At 66.5% G+C, this 19065-nt stretch carries 18 protein-coding genes; 11 read left to right on the forward strand and 7 right to left on the reverse strand.

The window, feature by feature from the left end:
* Positions 1 to 346: 346 nt before the first annotated feature.
* Complete coding sequence (gene nicT, locus BST40_RS14810) at positions 347 to 1495, reverse strand: Nickel transporter NicT (protein WP_075548549.1); 1149 nt, start codon at positions 1493 to 1495, stop codon at positions 347 to 349.
* A 118-nt stretch (positions 1496 to 1613) separates the two neighbouring features.
* Positions 1614 to 1955: a WhiB family transcriptional regulator gene (locus tag BST40_RS14815; RefSeq protein WP_075548567.1), complete on the reverse strand. Its 342-nt coding sequence runs from the start codon at positions 1953 to 1955 to the stop codon at positions 1614 to 1616.
* A gap of 503 nt (positions 1956 to 2458) precedes the next feature.
* Between BST40_RS14815 and BST40_RS14820 the strand changes: the two genes are divergently transcribed.
* Entirely contained in the window at positions 2459 to 2992 is a 534-nt protein-coding gene (locus BST40_RS14820) for a Fur family transcriptional regulator (protein WP_075548550.1), read from the forward strand.
* Positions 2993 to 2994: 2 nt separating this feature from the next.
* Here BST40_RS14820 and mtr read toward each other — a convergent pair whose 3' ends face one another.
* The 3 genes from mtr to BST40_RS33275 form a co-directional block, all read right to left on the reverse strand.
* Entirely contained in the window at positions 2995 to 4374 is a 1380-nt protein-coding gene (gene mtr, locus BST40_RS14825) for a mycothione reductase (RefSeq protein WP_075548551.1), read from the reverse strand.
* Between the two features lie 8 nt (positions 4375 to 4382).
* The gene (locus tag BST40_RS14830) at positions 4383 to 5399 is read right to left on the reverse strand and encodes an alpha/beta hydrolase (protein WP_089025159.1); all 1017 of its coding nucleotides are present in this window, start codon (positions 5397 to 5399) and stop codon (positions 4383 to 4385) included.
* A gap of 495 nt (positions 5400 to 5894) precedes the next feature.
* The gene (locus BST40_RS33275) at positions 5895 to 6173 is read right to left on the reverse strand and encodes a hypothetical protein (protein ID WP_158006372.1); all 279 of its coding nucleotides are present in this window, start codon (positions 6171 to 6173) and stop codon (positions 5895 to 5897) included.
* A gap of 436 nt (positions 6174 to 6609) precedes the next feature.
* Between BST40_RS33275 and BST40_RS14845 the strand changes: the two genes are divergently transcribed.
* The gene (locus tag BST40_RS14845) at positions 6610 to 7095 is read left to right on the forward strand and encodes a (R)-mandelonitrile lyase (RefSeq protein WP_198929542.1); all 486 of its coding nucleotides are present in this window, start codon (positions 6610 to 6612) and stop codon (positions 7093 to 7095) included.
* Positions 7096 to 7155: 60 nt separating this feature from the next.
* Here the strand turns inward: BST40_RS14845 and BST40_RS14850 are convergent, their stop codons facing one another.
* Entirely contained in the window at positions 7156 to 7398 is a 243-nt protein-coding gene (locus BST40_RS14850) for a hypothetical protein (protein ID WP_131808338.1), read from the reverse strand.
* Between the two features lie 215 nt (positions 7399 to 7613).
* Between BST40_RS14850 and BST40_RS14855 the strand changes: the two genes are divergently transcribed.
* The 8 genes from BST40_RS14855 (at position 7614) to BST40_RS14890 (ending at position 17013) form a co-directional block, all read left to right on the forward strand.
* On the forward strand, positions 7614 to 8021 hold the full coding sequence (locus BST40_RS14855; protein ID WP_075548555.1) for a PPOX class F420-dependent oxidoreductase: 408 nt from the start codon (positions 7614 to 7616) through the stop codon (positions 8019 to 8021).
* Between the two features lie 177 nt (positions 8022 to 8198).
* A complete protein-coding gene (mqo, locus tag BST40_RS14860) occupies positions 8199 to 9683 on the forward strand; it encodes a malate dehydrogenase (quinone) (RefSeq protein ID WP_075548556.1) in 1485 nt (494 codons plus the stop codon).
* Positions 9684 to 9711: 28 nt separating this feature from the next.
* Positions 9712 to 10182, forward strand: coding sequence for a GNAT family N-acetyltransferase (locus BST40_RS14865; protein ID WP_075548557.1), 471 nt, complete (start codon positions 9712 to 9714; stop codon positions 10180 to 10182).
* Entirely contained in the window at positions 10179 to 12026 is a 1848-nt protein-coding gene (locus BST40_RS14870) for a magnesium chelatase subunit D family protein (RefSeq protein ID WP_075548558.1), read from the forward strand. Before BST40_RS14865 ends, BST40_RS14870 begins: the two co-directional genes overlap by 4 nt.
* 33 nt (positions 12027 to 12059) lie before the next feature.
* Positions 12060 to 12683: a cob(I)yrinic acid a,c-diamide adenosyltransferase gene (gene cobO, locus BST40_RS14875; RefSeq protein WP_083154600.1), complete on the forward strand. Its 624-nt coding sequence runs from the start codon at positions 12060 to 12062 to the stop codon at positions 12681 to 12683.
* 4 nt (positions 12684 to 12687) lie between these two features.
* Positions 12688 to 14061: a cobyrinic acid a,c-diamide synthase CobB gene (locus BST40_RS14880; RefSeq protein ID WP_240316615.1), complete on the forward strand. Its 1374-nt coding sequence runs from the start codon at positions 12688 to 12690 to the stop codon at positions 14059 to 14061.
* A gap of 120 nt (positions 14062 to 14181) precedes the next feature.
* Positions 14182 to 15387, forward strand: coding sequence for a uroporphyrinogen-III C-methyltransferase (gene cobA / locus BST40_RS14885; RefSeq protein ID WP_075548561.1), 1206 nt, complete (start codon positions 14182 to 14184; stop codon positions 15385 to 15387).
* 33 nt (positions 15388 to 15420) lie between these two features.
* Complete coding sequence (locus BST40_RS14890; protein WP_075548562.1) at positions 15421 to 17013, forward strand: MFS transporter; 1593 nt, start codon at positions 15421 to 15423, stop codon at positions 17011 to 17013.
* A gap of 11 nt (positions 17014 to 17024) precedes the next feature.
* Here BST40_RS14890 and BST40_RS14895 read toward each other — a convergent pair whose 3' ends face one another.
* Positions 17025 to 18311, reverse strand: a complete 1287-nt coding sequence (locus BST40_RS14895; RefSeq protein WP_083154602.1) for a sterol desaturase family protein — start codon at positions 18309 to 18311, stop codon at positions 17025 to 17027.
* Positions 18312 to 18531: 220 nt separating this feature from the next.
* On the opposite strand from BST40_RS14895, the gene BST40_RS14900 reads away from it, so the two are divergent.
* On the forward strand, positions 18532 to 19065 hold a 534-nt coding region (locus BST40_RS14900; protein WP_083154605.1), incomplete at its 3' end, for a PE family protein.

The raw sequence follows: 19065 nt of genomic DNA on the forward strand, positions 1-19065 counted from the left end.
CCCGGGTTAGGCGGGCTCCGCGGTGGATCTGCGTTCCCCGATGCGGGACGCCGGCGAGCAGGACCACGGCAGGGTGAGCTGCGAGACGCACGGGGCCCAGCCGGGCCGCCGCGGGCGGCATGATGGCGCATCCGCCGGGGCGGACAGACCTTCCCATGGCCCAGGCGCAGGGTTTAACGAGTGGACACGTGGTGTTGCACCGACAAGACGGCGCTTGCCGTCAGTTTCCGAATCCCCAGGGTCCTACGACAGGCGTACAACGTTGGGTCGTAACTCGGGACGCCGTTTGCATGACGTTTACTCGGACTGGCCGCGGCGCCGCCGAGGCGCCACACTACGCACGGAATCACGTTGCGCTGCTGGCCGCGCGCTCGACCGCCGGCGCCCACTTTTCTTCGATGCGGCCGAGGCGCCATACCAGCAGAGCGACGGCCCAGGTGACCACGAACATGGCGACGACCGCGAAGCCCACCACGTTCAGGTCCAATCCGGCGATCCACCTCCAGAACGGGCCCCGCCAGCCGAATTCGTCGGCGACGAGGCCGAGCAGTTCGACGCTGCCGATCAGCAACGCGACCGCTACCGACAGTGCGGTGATGGTGATGTTGTAGTAGATCTTGCGCACCGGATTGGAGAATGCCCAGCCGTAGGCGAAGTTCATGAACGAACCGTCGATGGTGTCCAGCAGGCACATGCCCGCGGTGAACAACACCGGCAGGCACAGGATGGCGTACCAGGGCAACCCGGCTGCCGCGCTGGTGCTCGCCAGTACCAGCAGCGCGATTTCGGTGGCGGTGTCGAAGCCCAGCCCGAACAGCAACCCCACCGGATACATATGCCAGGACTTGGTAATCGCCTTGGTGAACCGCCCGAGGAATCGGTTGATCAGTCCTCGGCTGTCCAGCTGCTGCTCCAGCTCGGCTTCATTGAACTCGCCACGACGCAACCGGGCGAACACCCGCAGGATGCCGGCCAGGACAATGACGTTGAGCACGGCGATCAGATACAGGAACACTCCGGACACGCCGGTGCCGATCAGGCCGGTGTAGTGGTGCAACGACGACGAATCTTGCCGAACCGGTCCGACGATGGTCTTGACTCCGGTCGCCAGTAATACCGCCAGAGCGAAGACGACGGTGGAGTGGCCCAGCGAGAAGAAGAACCCCGCGGCCAGCGGCCGCTGCCCGTCGTTCATCAGCTTGCGGGTGGTGTTGTCGATGGCGGCGATGTGGTCGGCATCGAAAGCGTGCCGCATGCCGAGCATGTATGCAGTCAAGCCGATGCCAATGCCAAATGCCTTGCCGCCCAAGGCAAGTTGTGCGGGCTCCACCAAGGCGACGAGGGTGATCCAACCAACCAGGTGCAGTGCGACGATGACGGCCAACATCGATCCCAGGCGCCACCACTCCGCTGGCGCCAGTACGCCGAGCACCCGGGAAAAACCTGTCAACTGTGAGGGATGTGACGGGCCCCGGTCGAGTTCGCTACGGGCCATGTTGGTCCTTGCAACGGCGGGCGGAACGCAACAGGCACGACTGTAGGTGTCGCCCCGCCTTATTGCAAGTCACTTGCAGAAGCACCGGGGTGGTTGCCGGTGAAAAGCGCGGTGCGTGCTACGCGCTGGCTGCGCCGGTCCCAGATGCCGCGGCGCGGTGGTTGCGCCGGGCGGCGATGAACGCCGCCCAGGACTTCACCTCGGGGTGCTGCTTGAGGAGGGCACGTCGCTGGCGTTCTGTCATGCCGCCCCAGATCCCGTATTCGACGCGGTTGTCGAGAGCATCGGCCGCGCACTCGAGAATCACCGGGCAGTTCCGGCAGATCGTCGCCGCTTCCCGCTGGGCGGCGCCGCGCACGAACAATTCCTCCGGGTCGATGTCGCGGCACCGGGCTTTGGACACCCACGCGGCCCGGGCGTCGGCGTCCGAGCCGCAGGGAAGGCGGTGAACTGCAGTAATGGCGCCGGTTTGGGCGGCGTCGCTCCGGATTTTTGGCACGAGATTCCCCCAACGCTTGCGACCGGCGTCAACAGATGAACTTTTCGAACGGCCTGTTGTGCCCGCGACCAAGTGCGCGTCCGCGCCAGATTCGCCGACGACTCAACCCCTGTCATGCACGTCCCGCTGGTGCGGGGATAGAGCGGTGTCGAACAGGCGTTGTCGCGACACTATGAAAGGGCCGCAGGTAGCGCCTAGGGCCCATTGTCACCACCGGAGAGGCTTCAAATCCCTTGTGGCTGTGACCATCGTCCTTGCCTCGCGTCGGATCTGCCCCGCGGGCCCGGGTGCGCGGCCCCGCGAGATCGCCGGCCCCCGGCAGTCGGTGTCGGCATCGGGCCAAGCCGGGGCCGTGGTGGCGGTTCCGCCCGACGCGCGGGCGGTGTCGCGATCAGCTGACTCCTCGCCACCCCGAGCCGGACCGGATACTGGCGAACCCGGCCTTGCGGCGCGACACTGAACGGGTGACGTCAAAGCCGTCGGGCCTGGACCCGGCCGTCACTGAACGGATCGGTCGGCTCCTGCGTGCCCACGGCCTGCGGCGGATGCCCTCGCGGATTCAGGTGTTGGCCGTCCTCGAACCGGTCAACGGCCACCTGTCGGTGGCCGAGATTCATCAACGGCTGATCGCCTGCCTGCCCGCCGAGACCCAGCCGCCCGACCTGGCCACCGTCTACCGCACCGTGACCACCCTGGTCGACCAGGGAGTGTTGCACGCGTTGACCCTCGATGGCGGAGTAACCACCTACGGGCTGGCCACGGCGCCACACCACCATGCGGTGTGCACCCAGTGTGAGGCGATCATCGAAGTGCCCGCGCGGCAGCTGAGCTCGGCGCTGGAGCACGCGATGGCGGGCAGCTCGTTCGCGCTGTCGGAGCGGGCCGGTCTGACGTTGCGCGGTCTGTGCCCGGCGTGTCAGGACATCGTGCAGGATCTCGGCGACGCCACCGATCCGCGCCCTCCCCGGCGGCGCGATCCTGCGCAGCGCCGGCGCTGACGTCAGCGCAGGTTCAGCAATGCGTTTTCGACGACCTCGGGCAGCGCCGGGTGAATCCAGTACTGGCCGCGAGCCATTTGGGCTGCGGTGAGTCCGAAGCTCATCGCCTGGATCAGCGGCTGGATGATCGACGATGCTTGGTGGCCCATGATGTGAGCCCCCAGCAGGCGCCCGCTGCCGCGTTCGGCGATCAGCTTGAGGAACCCGGTGGTGTCTTCCATCGCCCAGCCATAACCGACGTCGCCGTAGTCCTGTATTGCGACGCAAATGTCGAAACCTCTTGCCACGGCTTCGTTTTCGGTCAATCCCACAGCAGCCAGCTGGGGATCGGTGAACACCGCCGCCGGTACGTAGCGATGGTCGGTAACGACCATCGACGCGGTATCGTCCCAGTCGCACAGCAGGTTATGTTGCACGACGCGGGCTTCGTGGTTGGCGACGTGCTTGAGCTGATAGGGCGACGAGACATCACCGAGCGCGAAGACATTACGAGCGGAAGTCCTTTGGTATTCGTCGACCACCACCCGGTCGTCGGCCACGTCGACGCCGGCCCGGTCGGCGTCCAACAGGTCGGCGTTGGACCTCCGGCCGGTCGCCACCAGCAGCAGATCCGCGTCGATGGTGGACCCGTCGTCGAGCGTGAGCGACAGGCCGGTTGCGCCATTTTCCCCGGCCACCACATTGCGATGGGTGCGCAGTTCCCATTTCGTCGACGCGATGCGGGTAAACCGTTCGCACAGCGTGTCGTCGCAATGCCGCAGCATGCAGCCGCCCCGGATCACCAAGGTGACGCGAACCCCGAACGCCGAGAAGACATGCGCGAATTCTGCTGCCACAAAACCACTTCCGACGATCACCAGATGCTTCGGCAACTCGGTGATGCGCATGACGGTGTCGCTGGTGTGGTACCTGACGCCGCAGGCCAGGATCGCCGGCGGAATCACCGGCCGCGAGCCGGCCGCGACCACCACCTGATCGGCGGTGAACTCGTCACCACCGTCGGTGCGCAACAGATAGCGCCCGTCGGCCTGGACACCGCCGAACCGGGTATGGGCGGGGTACACGTCGATGTTGCGCGCCGAGCGCCGATACTGCTCGCCGCCCATCGCGATCGGATCGATGCGCCCGAATACCCGGGAGACGATATCGTCCCAGCGCACCCCGTCGATGTGCGCGTCGACGCCGTACCGGCTGGCACCGCGGATGGTCTTGGCCACGTCTGCGGCGTAGACGAACATCTTGGTCGGTAGGCACCCGACGTTGAGGCAGGTGCCGCCGAAGGTGCCCTGCTCGCAGATCGCCACCCGTTTGTGCGCATAACGGTCGTCGAGAATGCTGTTGCCCGAACCGGTTCCGATGATCGCCAGGTCGTAGGTTTCCATTGAGGCGCTCACCCTTTCCCCGACGATGCCGAGGCGCCGGCGTCATCCAGTGTGCTGAGGTAGTGGTCCAACCAGTTGTCCAGGTGGCGATAGGCTAGCCGGCGCGGCTCCGGCAGCGACAAGAACACGTCGTGTTTGGCGTCCGGCACTGGAATGATGGTGCTGCGGTTGCCGATACAACCCGCCCAGCGTGCGATATGGGTGACGTCGAGCACCGCGTCGCCGCGTTGCAGGGCTGCCGGATCGGCGTTTTCGCGCACGGTGTGATCGGAACGAAGGATCAGGTTGGGCACACCGACGTCGAGCCCGCGATGTAGCCGTGCCTGGCCGCGACGGGTGGCATGGACCCAGCCAAAGGTGATCGGGAAGCCGCCCACGGGCTTCCACTGCAGGTTGTAGTCGAACTCACCGTCATAGTCGCGGTGCAGGGTGGTGCCGTATCCGCTCTCACGCGGTAGCCGGATCACCCTCTTGGGCCGCATCCGCGAGACGGCGGCGACCGCAGCCGCGGTGAGGCCCGAACGCAGGATCGCCGGCCCGTGCAGGTCGAGGAAGGGGCTGTTGAGTACCAGGCCACCGACCGCCGCGTGCGCTGTCGTGCTGCCCCGGCGCAACCGGTCCAGCCACAGCGAGACGATCAGCCCGCCGGCGGAATGTGCGTACACCAGAATCCGGGCGGTCCGCGTTTGCTCGCCGATGATCCGCAGGGCGTGCTCGAGTTCGGCGTCATAGTGAGCCAGATCGGTGGTGAAGTGCGGGGTCTGGCCGCCCTGGCGGGAGCGGCCGCACTTGCGGAGGTCCAGCGCATAAAAGGCGAAGCCGCGGCGCGCGAAGTGATCGGCCAGTTCGGTGTGGAAGAAGTAGTCGGTGTAGCCGTGCACGGCCAGGACAGCGTGATCGGTCTGGACGGGATCTCCGCGGCGGATCAGGGTCGCGACGACGTCGCCTTCACCGTCGGGGTCCGGTCCGAGCGGGATCGGGTGCTGCCAATAGCCGGGCAGGACGTCGGGCATCCAGCCAGTCACGGGGTCAGCTTAGAGCGTGGTCGGCCGAGATGTCGTGTGGCGCTGGACGGGACGGCGCGCCGGAGTTGCCCTCGCAGGTTGCTCCGGTCCCGGCCGCTCCGCACGCACCAGCCGCCGATACCGCCGCTGCCGCCCGCCCCACCATCGCCGGCCGTTCCCGGCATCCGCGGCACTCCCGTTCCGGCCGGGACCTGCGGAGGCTTTGCCGAACCGGTGGTGACCTCGGCTTGGCCGCCGCTGCCGGCGATTCCGCCGGAACCGAACCACCGGGCGTTGTCAGTTCCCCGCTCCCGGCGCTGCCACTGTTGACGTCGGGTCACCGCGGCCCCGCCGTGCCGCCGGCTTCGCCCGATGCCATCGAGCGCCCGCCGGAGCCGCCGGTGCCGCCGGCCGCGCTGATTTTCCCCCGCGGTTGCCGATCAACCCCGCGCGGCCGCCCGCGCCGGTGGCCTGGATAGGCCCGCCGCCTGGCGGTTTCGTCGGCGCCCTTACCCTTCAACGGCCGCCCCAATCAGCGCCCGGTGGGTGCGTTGACCGCGCCGAGCAGCTGCTGCTGACGAAGCGGCAACGGCGAGGGGCTCGTGCTTTCAGCGCTGGCATAGGCGCCTGCACCGGCGGCCAGGTTTGCATGGGCTGGTTGTCGAACGTCGTCGCCTGATCGGCCCTGGCCGGGTGCGTCACACGGCGGCGCGATGGCGGCCGAACTTCGTCAGCGCCGGCCGTGACCAGCTCCGTCGTTCGGGCCGCCTCCTCGGCGTTGGCGGCGGTGATCACCGACCCGATACTGGCGACGTCTCTTGCAGCGGCGTGACAATCACTTCCGCCGCGGCCGTCGGACCGACGGTTACGGCCAGCTCAACCGCGTGGTACAAGCGATGCCCTTTCCAAAAGTATTGGAGGTCAAGTGTTTTGGCTCATCTGGCGGAGTTGCGGTGCTACCGCGCCGCCTGTTCGTTGGTGGGTTATGCGGGGAGCTGGCCCGGAGTGCGGGCAAATCCCGGTATGCCGGCAACCTCGTGGTAGATCTTTCGATCCCTGCGCAGACCGGGACGCCGGGTAACGGTATGTCCTCCAAAATTCTTGCAGCGCAATGGCTTTCACGCGATCGAGGTCGCACCACGGCTTGGCGGCACGGGCCACGTCGTCACCGCATTGATCATCATTCGCAGCTTAGCTACGATCCGCTTACCGATCCGGTGAAAGGCGTGACATGCGAGGCATCTGGCTTCTCCCGGCGTTTGTTGCCGCATACTCCCGGCTTGCCGTTTTCAAGGCCAGTCCTGCCGGGACCGAGGGCGGCATGCGAATCTCCCGCAATAGTGATCGCCCGGCTGGTCCCGGACCGCAGAAATACTTCACCGGCGACGTCATCATGAAGCAGTTGTTCGGGCCGGTGGGCTCCTCGAACACGTTGGGTGGACAGATGACCTTCACCGCCTGTGCCCGGACCCTCTGGCACACTCATCCCGCCGGACAAACGCTGATCGTCACCTCCGGCACCGGTTGGGTGCAGGAATGGGGTGGCGCCAAACAGGAGATCCATGCGGGTGATGTGGTGTGGACCCCGCCGGGCGTCAAGCACTGGCATGGAGCCACCACCAGCGGCGAGATGACCCACATCGCCATCCAAGACATGGTCGACGGGCGCTTCATCGACTGCATGGAGCAGGTGAGTGACGAGCATTATCTGGGCTGATGTAGTTCGCGAACGAGTTGCTGCTCGCCACCCAATCGCTATCTGGCGGTAAGCAACCGGCTACAGCAGACCCCGGATACCATTCTGGCTGAACACCTGCCCACTGGCACCGGCGGCACCCGCCGCGGTGGCCACCAGCTCACCTTCGCCGCGGGTGCCCGCCGTATATGGCGCACTCATCCGGCCGGGCAGACACTGATTGTCACCTCCATCACCGGCTGGGTGCAGCAACAGGGCGGCGTTAGGCAACACATCGATCCCGGCGATGTGATCTGGACGCCGCCGGGAGTCAAACACTGGCATGGAGCTACCCCAAGCGTTGAGATGACCCACATCTCTTTGATGGGGCCATTCAAGAGGAAGTCGATGGGCGCTTCGTCGACTGGCTCGAGAAGGTAAGCGACGAACAATATCTAACTTGATTAGCGGGTTGATCGCCTCTTGCTGTTCTACACTGGCGTCCGGTCCGCTTGTCTTTGGGATAACCGTCCAACCGCGCGAGGTGAGGATCACCGCTTGTGACTGTGTTCACCGACGTCGAGATCGACTATCTGGCCAGCCAGCGGCTCGGCAGGCTTGCGACGCTTGCCCCCAAAGGATCACCCCAGGTGCGGCCGGTCCGCTTCCAGTACAACGCGGAGCTGGACACCATCGACATCGGCGGACGCGCGATGGCCGGCAGCCGCAAGCTTCGCAACGTCGAGAACGATCCCAGGGTGTCCTTCGTCATCGATGACCTCGCCTCCATCGATCCGTGGCGCCCTCGAGGGATCGAGATTCGCGGGCGGGCCGAGGCGCTGTCGGTGGACGGCGCGCAGGAGGGAGCCGGCGGTGCAATGATTCGCGTTCATCCCCGGCGGATCCTGGTGTGGGGACTGGATAGCGAATCCCCGGCTCTGCACGCACGCAACGTGACGAAAGACTGACCAACCCGGCTAGCCGGACCGGCGCACGGCATTCCGGCGAACGTCGTGCGCGGCGATGAGTGCGTTTCCGGCCACGATGCCAGGTGGCTCCCGTCGCCGGACGGAGGGGACGTCGGTGAGCCCGGCCGTCGGGATAACCTTGGGACCAGCACACCCGAGGGAAGGACCGACAATCCGGTGGCAAAGCTGGCCAGGGCTACTGATGTCGTGCTGGTGGGCGCGGGCATCATGAGCGCGACGCTGGGGGCGTTGCTCAAACGACTGGAACCCGATTGGTCGATCACCGTGATCGAACGGCTCGACGCCGTTGGTGCCGAGAGCAGCAGTCCGTGGAACAATGCCGGCACCGGCCATGCGGGACTGTGCGAAATGAACTACACCCCGGTCGGTCCTGGCGGCGCCATCGACGTCAGCAAAGCGGTCCTGATCAACGAGCAATTCCAGGTCACCCGACAGTTCTGGGCCTACGCCGCGGATAACGGCGTGTTGACCGACGTACGCGGCTTTCTCAATCCCGTCCCGCACGTGAGTTTCGTGCATGGCGCCGACGGCGTGGATTACCTGCGGCGCCGCCACGATGCGCTTGCCGGTAACCCGTTATTCTCCGGCGCCGAACTGATCGAGGACCCAGACGAGTTCGCCGGCCGGCTGCCCTTCATGGCCGCACAACGTGACTTCTCCGAGCCGGTCGCGCTCAACTGGGCTCGGGACGGCACTGACGTCGACTTTGGTGCACTGTCTCGCCAGCTCATCGCCTATTGCGTACGCAACGGCACCGCCGCGCTGTTCGGCCACGAGGTCCGTGACCTTCACCGCCAGCACGACGGCAGCTGGACATTGACAGTCAGCAACCGCCGTAGCGGCCAAAAGCACTTGTTGAACGCCAGATTCGTCTTCGTCGGGGCCGGCGGGGACGCGCTGTTGTTGTTACAGAGGTCGGGCATCACGGAGATCAAGGGCTTCGCTGGTTTTCCCATCGGAGGCCGCTTCCTGCGCAGCGACAATCCAGCGCTCACCGCCGCGCACCGGGCCAAAGTCTATGGGTTTCCGTCGCCGGGCGCGCCGCCTCTGGGAGCGCTGCACCTCGACCTGAGGTTCGTCAACGGTACGCCCTGGCTGGTGTTCGGGCCGTACCCGGGCTGGTCGCCAAAGTTCTTGAAACACGGCCGCTTCAGCGATCTACTCCGGTCGATCCGGCGCGACAATCTGCTGTCGCTGCTCGGCGTCGGCGTGACCGAACTGACCTTGCTGAACTATCTGCTCGGTCAGCTGCTGCTCTCGGCACCGGACCGCATCGACGCGCTACGTGAATTCGCCCCCAGCGCAGCGGATTCCGAATGGGAGCTGACGGTAGCCGGTCAGCGGGTGCAGGTGATCCGGCGCGACAAGCGCAAAGGTGGGGTGGTCGAGTTCAACACCACACTGGTCTGCGCCGCCGACGGGAGCATCGCCGGGCTGCTGGGAGGTTCGCCGGGTGCCTCGACGGCAGTGCCCATCATGTTCGAGGTTCTGCAGCGCTGCTTTGGCCACCGGTATCAATCGTGGCTGCCCACCCTCAAAGAGATGGTGCCGTCACTGGGAGCCAAGCTCTCCCAAGAGCCCGCGCTGTATGACGAAGTGTGGTCCTGGACCACCAAGGCGCTGCAGCTGGACGCCGCATGATCCACGCCGGCGGGGTAGGGCAACGCTTATGAGCGAGGCGCTGCGCCGAGCCTGGGCCAAAGACCTTGATGCACGAACCCTTTACGAGCTGCTCAAGCTGCGGGTGGAGGTTTTCGTGGTCGAGCAGGCCTGTCCATATCCCGAGCTGGACGGCCGCGATCTGCTCGCCGAGACCCGGCACTTCTGGCTGGAAATCCCTGACGGCGAGGTGATCTGCACCTTACGGCTGATGGAGGAGCACGCCGGAGGCGAGAAGACGTTCCGGATCGGCCGGCTATGTACCAGACGTGACGCGCGCGGTCAGGGGCATACCACCCGGCTGCTGCGTGCCGCTTTGGCCGAGGTTGGTGACTACCCGTGTCGGATCGACGCCCAGGTCTATCTGGCAGATATGTACGCGCAGCACGGATTTGTCCGCGACGGTGATGATTTCATCGACGACGGTATCCCGCATGTGCCGATGCTGCGGCCCGCATCCGGTCCGGCGGCGCACTCGTGAAGCCGTATCCGTTCAGCGCGATCGTCGGACATGACCACATGCGTCGTGCGTTGCTGTTGTGCGCCGTTCGCCCGGAGATCGGCGGGGTTCTTATCCGTGGGGAGAAGGGCACCGCGAAATCGACGGCCGTGCGCGGGCTTGCGGCGCTGCTTTCGGCGGCGACCGGGGGCGCCGGCGCCGGGCTCGTCGAGATGCCGTTGGGCGCCACCGAGGACCGCGTGGTGGGTTCACTGGACTTGCAGCGGGTCCTGCGTGACGGTGAGCACGCGTTTTCACCGGGCCTGCTGGCCCGTGCCCATGGCGGCGTGCTCTACGTCGACGAGGTCAATCTGCTGCATGACCATTTGGTCGACATTTTGCTCGACGCCGCCGCGATGGGACGGGTACATGTCGAACGCGACGGCATATCGCATTCGCATGAGTCCCGCTTCGTCCTGATCGGCACCATGAACCCCGAAGAGGGCGAACTTCGTCCGCAGCTGCTGGACCGGTTCGGTCTCACCGTTGACGTGCAGGCGTCGCGAGACGTCGACGTGCGCGTGGAGGTGATCCGGCAGCGGATGGCATACGAGGCCGATCCCGACGCGTTCGCCGAACGCTACGTCGAAGCCGACGCCGAACTAGCCCGCCAGATCGCTGCGGCGCGCGCTCTCGTCGACAAGGTTATGTTGCCGGACAACGAGTTACGGCGCATCGCGGCATTGTGTGCTGCCTTCGACGTCGACGGCATGCGCGCCGATCTGGTGGTGGCTCGCACGGCAGTCGCGCACGCGGCCTGGCGCGGTGCAGGCACTGTCGCGGAACAGGACATCCGGGTGGCCGCCGAACTGGCATTGCCGCATCGACGCCGTCGAGACCCCTTCGACGATCACGGTCTCGACCGCGACCAGCTCGATGAGGCGCTGGCGCTGGGGGCGCCACCCGCGAGCGGGGAAGCCGGTGTCGATCCCGAACCCGAGCCTGACCCGCCCGGTGGTGGTCAGTCCACCAACAACTCCGCGTCCCAACCGAATTCGAACGCAGCGCCAAAGCCGCCAAAGCCCAGCGCACCACCGTCGAAAATTTTCCGTACTCGCGCGCTGACTGTTCCGGGTGTCGGCGAGGGCGCACCCGGACGACGATCGCGGGCCCGCAACGCATCTGGCAGTGTGGTCGCAGCCGCCGATGGCAGCCACGCCGGCGGCCATGGATTGCATCTGTTTGCCACCGTGTTGTCGGCCGCAGAGCATGCGTCGAGCGCGGGGCCATTGCGGCTGCAGCCGGACGACGTGCGCCGCGCGGTCCGCGAGGGACGCGAGGGCAACCTGGTGATCTTCGTCGTCGACGCTTCGGGATCGATGGCCGCCCGCGATCGCATGGCCGCGGTCAGCGGCGCCACCATGTCGCTGCTGCGCGACGCCTATCAGCGGCGTGACAAGGTCGCCGTGATCACGTTTCGCCAGCACGCGGCCGGGTTGTTGCTGCCGCCAACGTCGTCGGCGCACATCGCCGGCCGGCGGCTGGCCCGGTTCGACACCGGCGGCAAAACCCCGCTCGCGGAAGGTCTGTTGGCCGCGCGCGAGCTCGTCGTCCGGGAGAAGGCCCGTGACCTCGCTCGCCGCGCCCTGGTGGTGGTGCTCACCGACGGACGGGCTACATCCGGGCTGGACCCGTTGGGCCGCAGTCGAATTGCCGCGGCTCGACTGGCCGCTGAGGGCGTGGCCGCCGTGGTCGTCGACTGTGAAACATCCTACGTACGGCTCGGATTGGCCGGGCAGCTGGCCCGTCAGCTGGGAGCGCCGGCGATTCGGCTCGAGCAGCTGCACGCCGAAAACTTGACGCGGGCCGTCCGTAACGTGGCTTGAAGCCGGGACTTGAGGCTGGAAAGGTAACCGCTTATGCCGCAGGGAAATCCGACTTTTGTCCCCGATGACGGTCTGACCACCAGGGCCCGGCGCAATCTGCCGGTGCTGGCGGTACATACCGGTGACGGCAAGGGAAAATCAACGGCAGCCTTCGGAATGGCGCTGCGCGCGTGGAACGTCGGGCTCGACGTCGCGGTATTCCAGTTCGTCAAGAGCGCCAAATGGAAAGTGCGCGAAGAAGCGGCGTTCCATCAGCTCGGTCGGCTCCACGACGAACAAGGGATCGGCGGAGCCGTCGAATGGCACAAGATGGGAGCGGGCTGGTCGTGGACGCGCAAATCGCGCATGGCCGGCAGCGACGTTGATCACGCCGCCGCGGCGGCGGACGGTTGGGCCGAAATCGCACGCCGGCTCGCGGAGCAACGCCACAACTTCTATGTGCTGGATGAGTTCACCTACCCGTTGAAGTGGGGTTGGCTTGACGTCGTCGATGTGGTGGAGGTGTTGCTGGCACGGCCCGGCCACCAACATGTCGTGATCACCGGTCGCGACGCACCACCTCGATTGATCGAGGCGGCCGATTTGGTGACCGAGATGACAAAGGTCAAACACCCGATGGATGTTGGCCGTAAGGGTCAGCAGGGCATCGAGTGGTGAAACCGTGACCCCGACACCGGCCCTGGTGATCGCCGCACCCGCCTCGGGCAGCGGAAAGACTACCATCGCAACGGGTTTGATGGGGGCCCTACGCCAAGGCGGTCACCGGGTCGCGCCCTTCAAGGTCGGTCCCGACTTCATCGATCCCGGTTACCACACCCTCGCCTCAGGGCGGGTCGGCCGCAACCTGGACCCGGTATTGGTGGGGGAGCAGCTCATCGGCCCGCTCTACGCGCACGGCACCGTCGGCGCCGACATCGCGGTGGTCGAAGGTGTGATGGGCCTGTTCGACGGGCGCACCGGTGAAGCGGTGAGCGGCCCGGCGGCGGGCTCCACCGCACACGTCGCAGGCTTGCTGGCGGCGCCGGTGGTCCTGGTGGTCGACGCGCGCGGCCAGAGCCACAGCATTGCCGCGCTGGTGCACGGCTTCACCACCTTCGACTCAGCGACCCGGATTGCCGGCGTCATCCTCAACCGGGTCGGGACGGCCAGGCATGAGCGTGTGCTGCGACAGGCGTGCGAGCAGGCCGGTGTCCCCGTGCTGGGCGCCATCCCCCGCATCGCTGAATTGGAGCTTCCGACAAGGTATCTGGGTCTCGTGACCGCCGTTGAGTATGGTCGCCAGGCCCGGCTGGCAGTCGAGGCGATGACGGCATTGGTCGCTCGGCACATCGATCTGAGCGCAATGGTCGCGGCCGCCGCAAGCCGCGTCGTCGCACCGCCGTGGGACCCGGTGTCGGCCGTCGGCGGGCCAGTGGATGGGCGCCCGACCGTTGCGATGGCGGCGGGCAAGGCCTTCAGCTTCGCCTACGCCGAACATGCCGAGCTGTTGCGGGCCGTCGGGGCCGATGTCGTCGAGTTCGACCCGCTCAATCAGGCACTGCCGGAAGGAACGAACGCCGTGCTGCTGCCGGGTGGATTCCCGGAGCAATTCGCGGCAGAGCTCTCCGCCAACGAGCTGGTCCGCGGCCAGCTCCAACACCTGGCGGCCGCGGGCGCCCCGGTACACGCCGAATGCGCCGGACTGATTTATCTGGTATCCGAACTGGATGGATACCCGATGTGCGGCGTGCTGGCCGGTTCGGCACGCTTTACCCAGCGCCTCACCCTGGGATACCGCGACGCCGTCGCGGTCGCCGATTCGCCGCTGTACTCGGTAGGCCGGCGGGTAGCCGGACACGAATTCCACCGCACCACCGTCACGTTCGCCGACAGCTACCAGCCGGCGTGGGTCTATCGGGGCTCCGGGCTTGACGATCACCCCGTGCGAGACGGCGTCGTGCATGGCGGTGTGCACGCGTCCTACCTGCACACGCATCCGGCTGCGACGCCGGAAGCAGTAGCGCGCTTCGTCGCACATGCCGCCGCCCGATCGTAGACGCCCGGCAAGATCCGCTGTGCCCGGCTCCGCCGGGCTGGCGATCACCACGGTGTTCGACGGGTGGTGATCCGCTGTGCCCGGCTCCGCCGGGCTGGCGATCACCACTAAGCTTGGCGGGTGACCGAGAGCCCTTACCTCGTCGGATTGCGACTGGCCGGCAAGAAGGTGGTCGTGGTCGGCGGGGGCAGTGTCGCCCAACGCCGTCTACCCCTTCTCATCGCGAGCGGCGCGGACGTGCACGTGATTTCCCGTAGCTTCACCCGCGCCGTCGAGGCGATGGAAGGCATCACGTTGGCGCTGCGCGAATACCGCGACGGCGACCTCGAAGAGGCCTGGTACGCGATAGCGGCCACCGACGACCCGGAGGTGAATGCGAGCGTCGTCGCCGAGGCCGATCGTCGGCAGATCTTCTGCGTCCGTGCCGACATCGCCGTCGAAGGAAGTGCAGTCACCCCGGCGACATTCAGCTATGCGGGCCTGTCGGTGGGCGTGCTGGCCGGCGGCGAACACCGCCGTTCGGCTGCTATCCGGTCTGCGATCCGCGAGGCGTTGCAACGCGGCGTCATCACCGTGGAAAGCCCCGTCAGCTCCGACGTCGTCCGCGGCGGGGTAGCGCTGGTCGGTGGCGGACCCGGCGACCCCGAATTGATCACCGTCCGGGGTCGTCGGCTGCTTGCCCAGGCAGATGTCGTGATCGCCGACCGCCTGGCGCCACCGGAGCTGCTCGCCGAGCTTCCCCCGCATGTGGAAGTCATCGACGCCGCCAAGATCCCCTACGGCCGGGCCATGGCCCAAGACGCAATCCACGCCACCATGATCGAACGGGCCAAGTCGGGCAGCTTTGTCGTCCGCCTCAAGGGCGGCGACCCGTTCGTGTTCGCCCGGGGCTATGAGGAAGTACTGGCATGCGCCGATGCCGGCATTCCGGTGACTGTGGTACCAGGTGTGACGAGCGCCATAGCAGTGCCTGCTTCCGCGGGTGTTCCGGTCACGCATCGGGCCACAAACCACGAGTTTGTCGTGGTCAGCGGCCATCTCCCGCCCGGTCACCCCGAATCGTTAGTGAATTGGAATGCTTTGGCAGCATTGTCCGGCACCATTGTTTTGCTGATGGCGGTGGAACGCATCGAGCTTTTCGTCGACGCGCTATTGAAAGGCGGCCGACCTGCGGAAACGCCGGTGCTGGTGGTTCAGCACGGAACGACGCCGGCTCAGCACACGTTGCGGGCGACCCTCGCCGACACGCCGGAAATGGTCCGCGCGGAGGGGATCCGACCTCCCGCGATCGTCGTCATCGGGGCTGTAGCAGCGTTCGGGGTTTAAACAATTCTTAAGATTACTGTAAGGTAACCCGTTATGACGGCTCTCAACGACACAGAGCGGGCTGCCCACAATTGGACGTCCGGACGGCAGGAGCGTCCGGCGTCGGCTCGCCCGGCGCGCTCGGCGGAGACCGCCTCGCAGCGCATCACCAGGTATTACCCAACCTGGCTGCCCTCCCGTCGCTTCATTGCCGCTGTCATCGCCATCGGCGGGATGCAGCTCTTGGCGACCATGGACAGCACCGTCGCCATCGTCGCGCTTCCTAAGATCCAGAACGAACTCAGCCTGTCCGACGCCGGCCGTAGCTGGGTGATCACCGCTTACGTGCTGACCTTCGGCGGGTTGATGCTGCTCGGCGGGCGCCTCGGCGACACCATCGGGCGCAAGCGGACCTTCATCGTCGGCGTCGCGCTGTTCACCATCTCCTCGGTGCTGTGCGCGGTCGCCTGGGACGAGGCCACGATGGTCATCGCTCGACTGTCTCAGGGCGTGGGGTCGGCCATCGCCTCACCGACCGGTCTGGCGCTGGTGGCGACCACGTTCCCGAAGGGACCGGCGCGTAACGCCGCCACGGCGGTGTTCGCGGCGATGACGGCGATCGGTTCGGTGATGGGCCTGGTGGTCGGCGGAGCGCTGACCGAGGTTTCGTGGCGGCTGGCGTTTCTGGTGAATGTGCCGATCGGCCTGGTGATGATCTACCTGGCCCGCACCGCACTGCGGGAAACCAACCGTGAGCGGATGAAGCTCGACGCGGCCGGCGCGATGCTGGCGACGCTGGCATGCACCGCTGCGGTCTTCGCCTTCTCGATGGGGCCGGAGAAGGGCTGGATCTCGGTGACCACCATCGGTTCGGGCGCGGTGGCTCTGGCTGCCGCACTCGCGTTCATCGTGGTGGAACGCACCGCCGAGAACCCCGTCGTGCCGTTTCACCTGTTCCGCGACCGCAACCGGTTGGTCACCTTCATCGCGATCTTCCTGGCCGGCGGAGTCATGTTCACGCTGACGGTGTGCATTGGCCTGTACGTGCAGGACATCCTGGGCTACAGCGCGCTGCGCGCCGGGGTCGGCTTCATCCCGTTCGTCATCGCGATGGGTATCGGCCTGGGCATTTCCTCGCAATTGGTGTCGCGGTTTTCGCCCCGGGTGCTGACGATCGCCGGGGGATACCTGCTAGTTCTGGCCATGCTGTACGGCTGGTTGTTCATGCACCGTGGCGTGGCGTACTTCCCCAACCTGGTAGTGCCCATCGTCGTGGGTGGGGTCGGCATCGGCATGGCGGTCGTCCCGCTGACCCTGTCGGCGATCGCCGGCGTGGGTTTCGACCAGATCGGCCCGGTATCGGCGATGACTCTGATGCTGCAGAGCTTGGGCGGGCCGCTGGTGCTGGCCGTCGTCCAGGCCGTGATCACGTCGCGCACGCTGTACCTGGGCGGTACCACCGGCCCGGTGAAGTTCATGAACGACGCGCAGCTGGCTGCGCTCGACCATGGCTACACCTATGGCCTGCTGTGGATCGCCGGAGCGGCCGTCATCGTCGGCGGGGCTGCGGTGTTGATCGGCTACACCCCGGCGCAGGTCGCCCACGCTCAAGAGGTCAAGGAAGCCATCGACGCCGGAGAGCTCTGACTCTGCCAACGTCAGCGCAGCGGCCACACGAGCTGGCGCAGATAGCCGTCAGGTTGGTCATCGTCGATGCCGTACTCGGCGGGCCAACGGCCCGTTGGTAGGTACAGAGTGCCGAACAGCGCGTCGATGATCGGGAATTCCGCGGCATAGTTGGTGTTGTAAGCCTGGGGCTGGCGTGCGTGGTGCCAGTGGTGGAACTGTGGGGTGGCAATAAGCCATCGCAGTGGGCCGCACGTCATTCGCAGGTTGGCGTGGATGAAGATGTCTTGAAACGTCAGCAGGATGACGATCGCGCCGAGGCTGACCCGACCGAACCCGAACGGGTACAGCGGCACCACCGCGGCCGAACGGATGGCTATCTGGTCGAGGGGGTGCAGGTGACCGGCGGCAAGCCAGTCCATCTCACGGACGCTGTGGTGGACGCGGTGGAATCGCCACAGCACCGGAACCTCGTGCATGGCGCGATGCCCCGCGTAGCCGCCAACGGCGGTAATCCCCAGGGCCGCAACGATTTGTACCCAACCCGGAGCCGCGGCAACGTTGCCGCGAAAGGCTGCCGGTACCAGGGCCTGCAGGACGGTGCCGACCACCGCGACCGCGCCGACGAGGCCAACCTTGCGCGCGGCCCCATTGACCAGATAGTGCACCACATCGGTGCGCCATCCCCGGCGCAGCACGTGGAGCGGGCGAAGTGCGAACAGCCGCTCGAGCGGGATGAAGATAATCGCCAGGATTGCCAGCTTGACCGCCATTTCACTGCGCACGCTCAATGCGACCAGCACCAGCGTCGAGGTGACCAGCATCAAAGCAATGCCGCCGGGACTAACTCCGTCTGATCCACGATCCTCAGCGGGGGGGACCGACGCGGAATTAGCGGCGCTCGCGACGATGGCCGGGCGGTCGGCCACGGCTACTGGCCATCCAATCCTGGCCAGCCTGCCCCACCCAACCAGGACGCCGGCCGACACGATGACAGCGGGCACTCCCAGGATCGGTCGTACGGTGGCGACCGCTATCGCGGTGATCAGAATCGCCGACTGAAGCGCCATGCCGGTCACCGTCAGCACGCGCGCACCCTGCAGCAGGCGGATCGCGTGCCAGCCAGCCACGGCCGCCGCCGCCACGAGAACTACCGCAAGCACCGTCGTACCGCGGTCAAGGTGCTCATGCCCGAATTTGGCGACGAAGGCTGCGGCGCCAACGAGCCCGATTAGTTCGGCGGAGTACAGCATTCCCAGTGCCGCCACCACCGGCCCGTCCCGATACTCGGGCTCAGTCCTGGTCAGCGCCGCGTTCATGCGCGACAAAGTATCTCTTGCAGCTGAGGAATAACTGAATCTTTCAGTCAGCGGAACGGCCGTCTCGACCGCGCCGGGGTTTGCCCCGCGGACAAAGTCGGCGATCGGTTCGGGAGGAAACCTTCCAGTGTGATCTGGATCTCAATACAATTGCTGGTCTGACAGTGCGCGTGGCGACGGGTCTGGGCGCCGGATGACCGGGATGCAGAGGTGGCCTGCGATGTCGTTTTTGATTGCGACTCCAGAGATGCTAGCTGCGGCGGCTTCGGACTTGTCGGGTATCAGTGGGGCGATCAATGCCGCCAACGCGGCGGCGGCTGGCCAGACCCTGGGAATACTGGCGGCCGGCGCCGACGAGGTGTCGGCGGCCGTTGCGGCCCTGTTCGGGGCGTATGCCCAGCAATATCAGGCGCTGAGCGCCCAGGCGACAAATTTTCATGACCAATTTGTGCAGGCTTTGAGCGCTGGCGGGCTCTCTTATGTCGCCGCCGAGGCCGCCAACGCTCAGCAAGCTTTGCTCACTGTGGTCAATGCGCCCACCCAGACGTTGTTGGGGCGGCCGTTGATTGGCGAGGGCACCGCTGGGGCGCTGGGTCAGCCGGGTGGAGCTGGCGGTTTGTTGTGGGGCAATGGCGGTGCCGGTGGGGCCGGTGTGGCGGGCCAGGCCGGCGGCCGCGGCGGGGACGCGGGGTTATGGGGCAGTGGTGGAGTTGGCGGCGCCGGCGGTAGCGGCGCGGCCGGCGGAGCGGGCGGG

This window comes from Mycobacterium persicum (genome assembly GCF_002086675.1).
GTDB classification, from domain to species: domain Bacteria; phylum Actinomycetota; class Actinomycetes; order Mycobacteriales; family Mycobacteriaceae; genus Mycobacterium; species Mycobacterium persicum.

Coding starts and splice junctions, on each gene's coding strand:
- BST40_RS14845 (WP_198929542.1), top strand. CDS start 6,610: ATGCGAGGCATCTGGCTTCTCCCGGCGTTTGTTGCCGCATACTCCCGG.
- BST40_RS14850 (WP_131808338.1), bottom strand. CDS start 7,398: ATGCCAGTGTTTGACTCCCGGCGGCGTCCAGATCACATCGCCGGGATC.
- mtr (WP_075548551.1), bottom strand. CDS start 4,374: ATGGAAACCTACGACCTGGCGATCATCGGAACCGGTTCGGGCAACAGC.
- nicT (WP_075548549.1), bottom strand. CDS start 1,495: ATGGCCCGTAGCGAACTCGACCGGGGCCCGTCACATCCCTCACAGTTG.
- BST40_RS14865 (WP_075548557.1), top strand. CDS start 9,712: ATGAGCGAGGCGCTGCGCCGAGCCTGGGCCAAAGACCTTGATGCACGA.
- cobO (WP_083154600.1), top strand. CDS start 12,060: ATGCCGCAGGGAAATCCGACTTTTGTCCCCGATGACGGTCTGACCACC.
- BST40_RS14890 (WP_075548562.1), top strand. CDS start 15,421: ATGACGGCTCTCAACGACACAGAGCGGGCTGCCCACAATTGGACGTCC.
- BST40_RS14895 (WP_083154602.1), bottom strand. CDS start 18,311: ATGAACGCGGCGCTGACCAGGACTGAGCCCGAGTATCGGGACGGGCCG.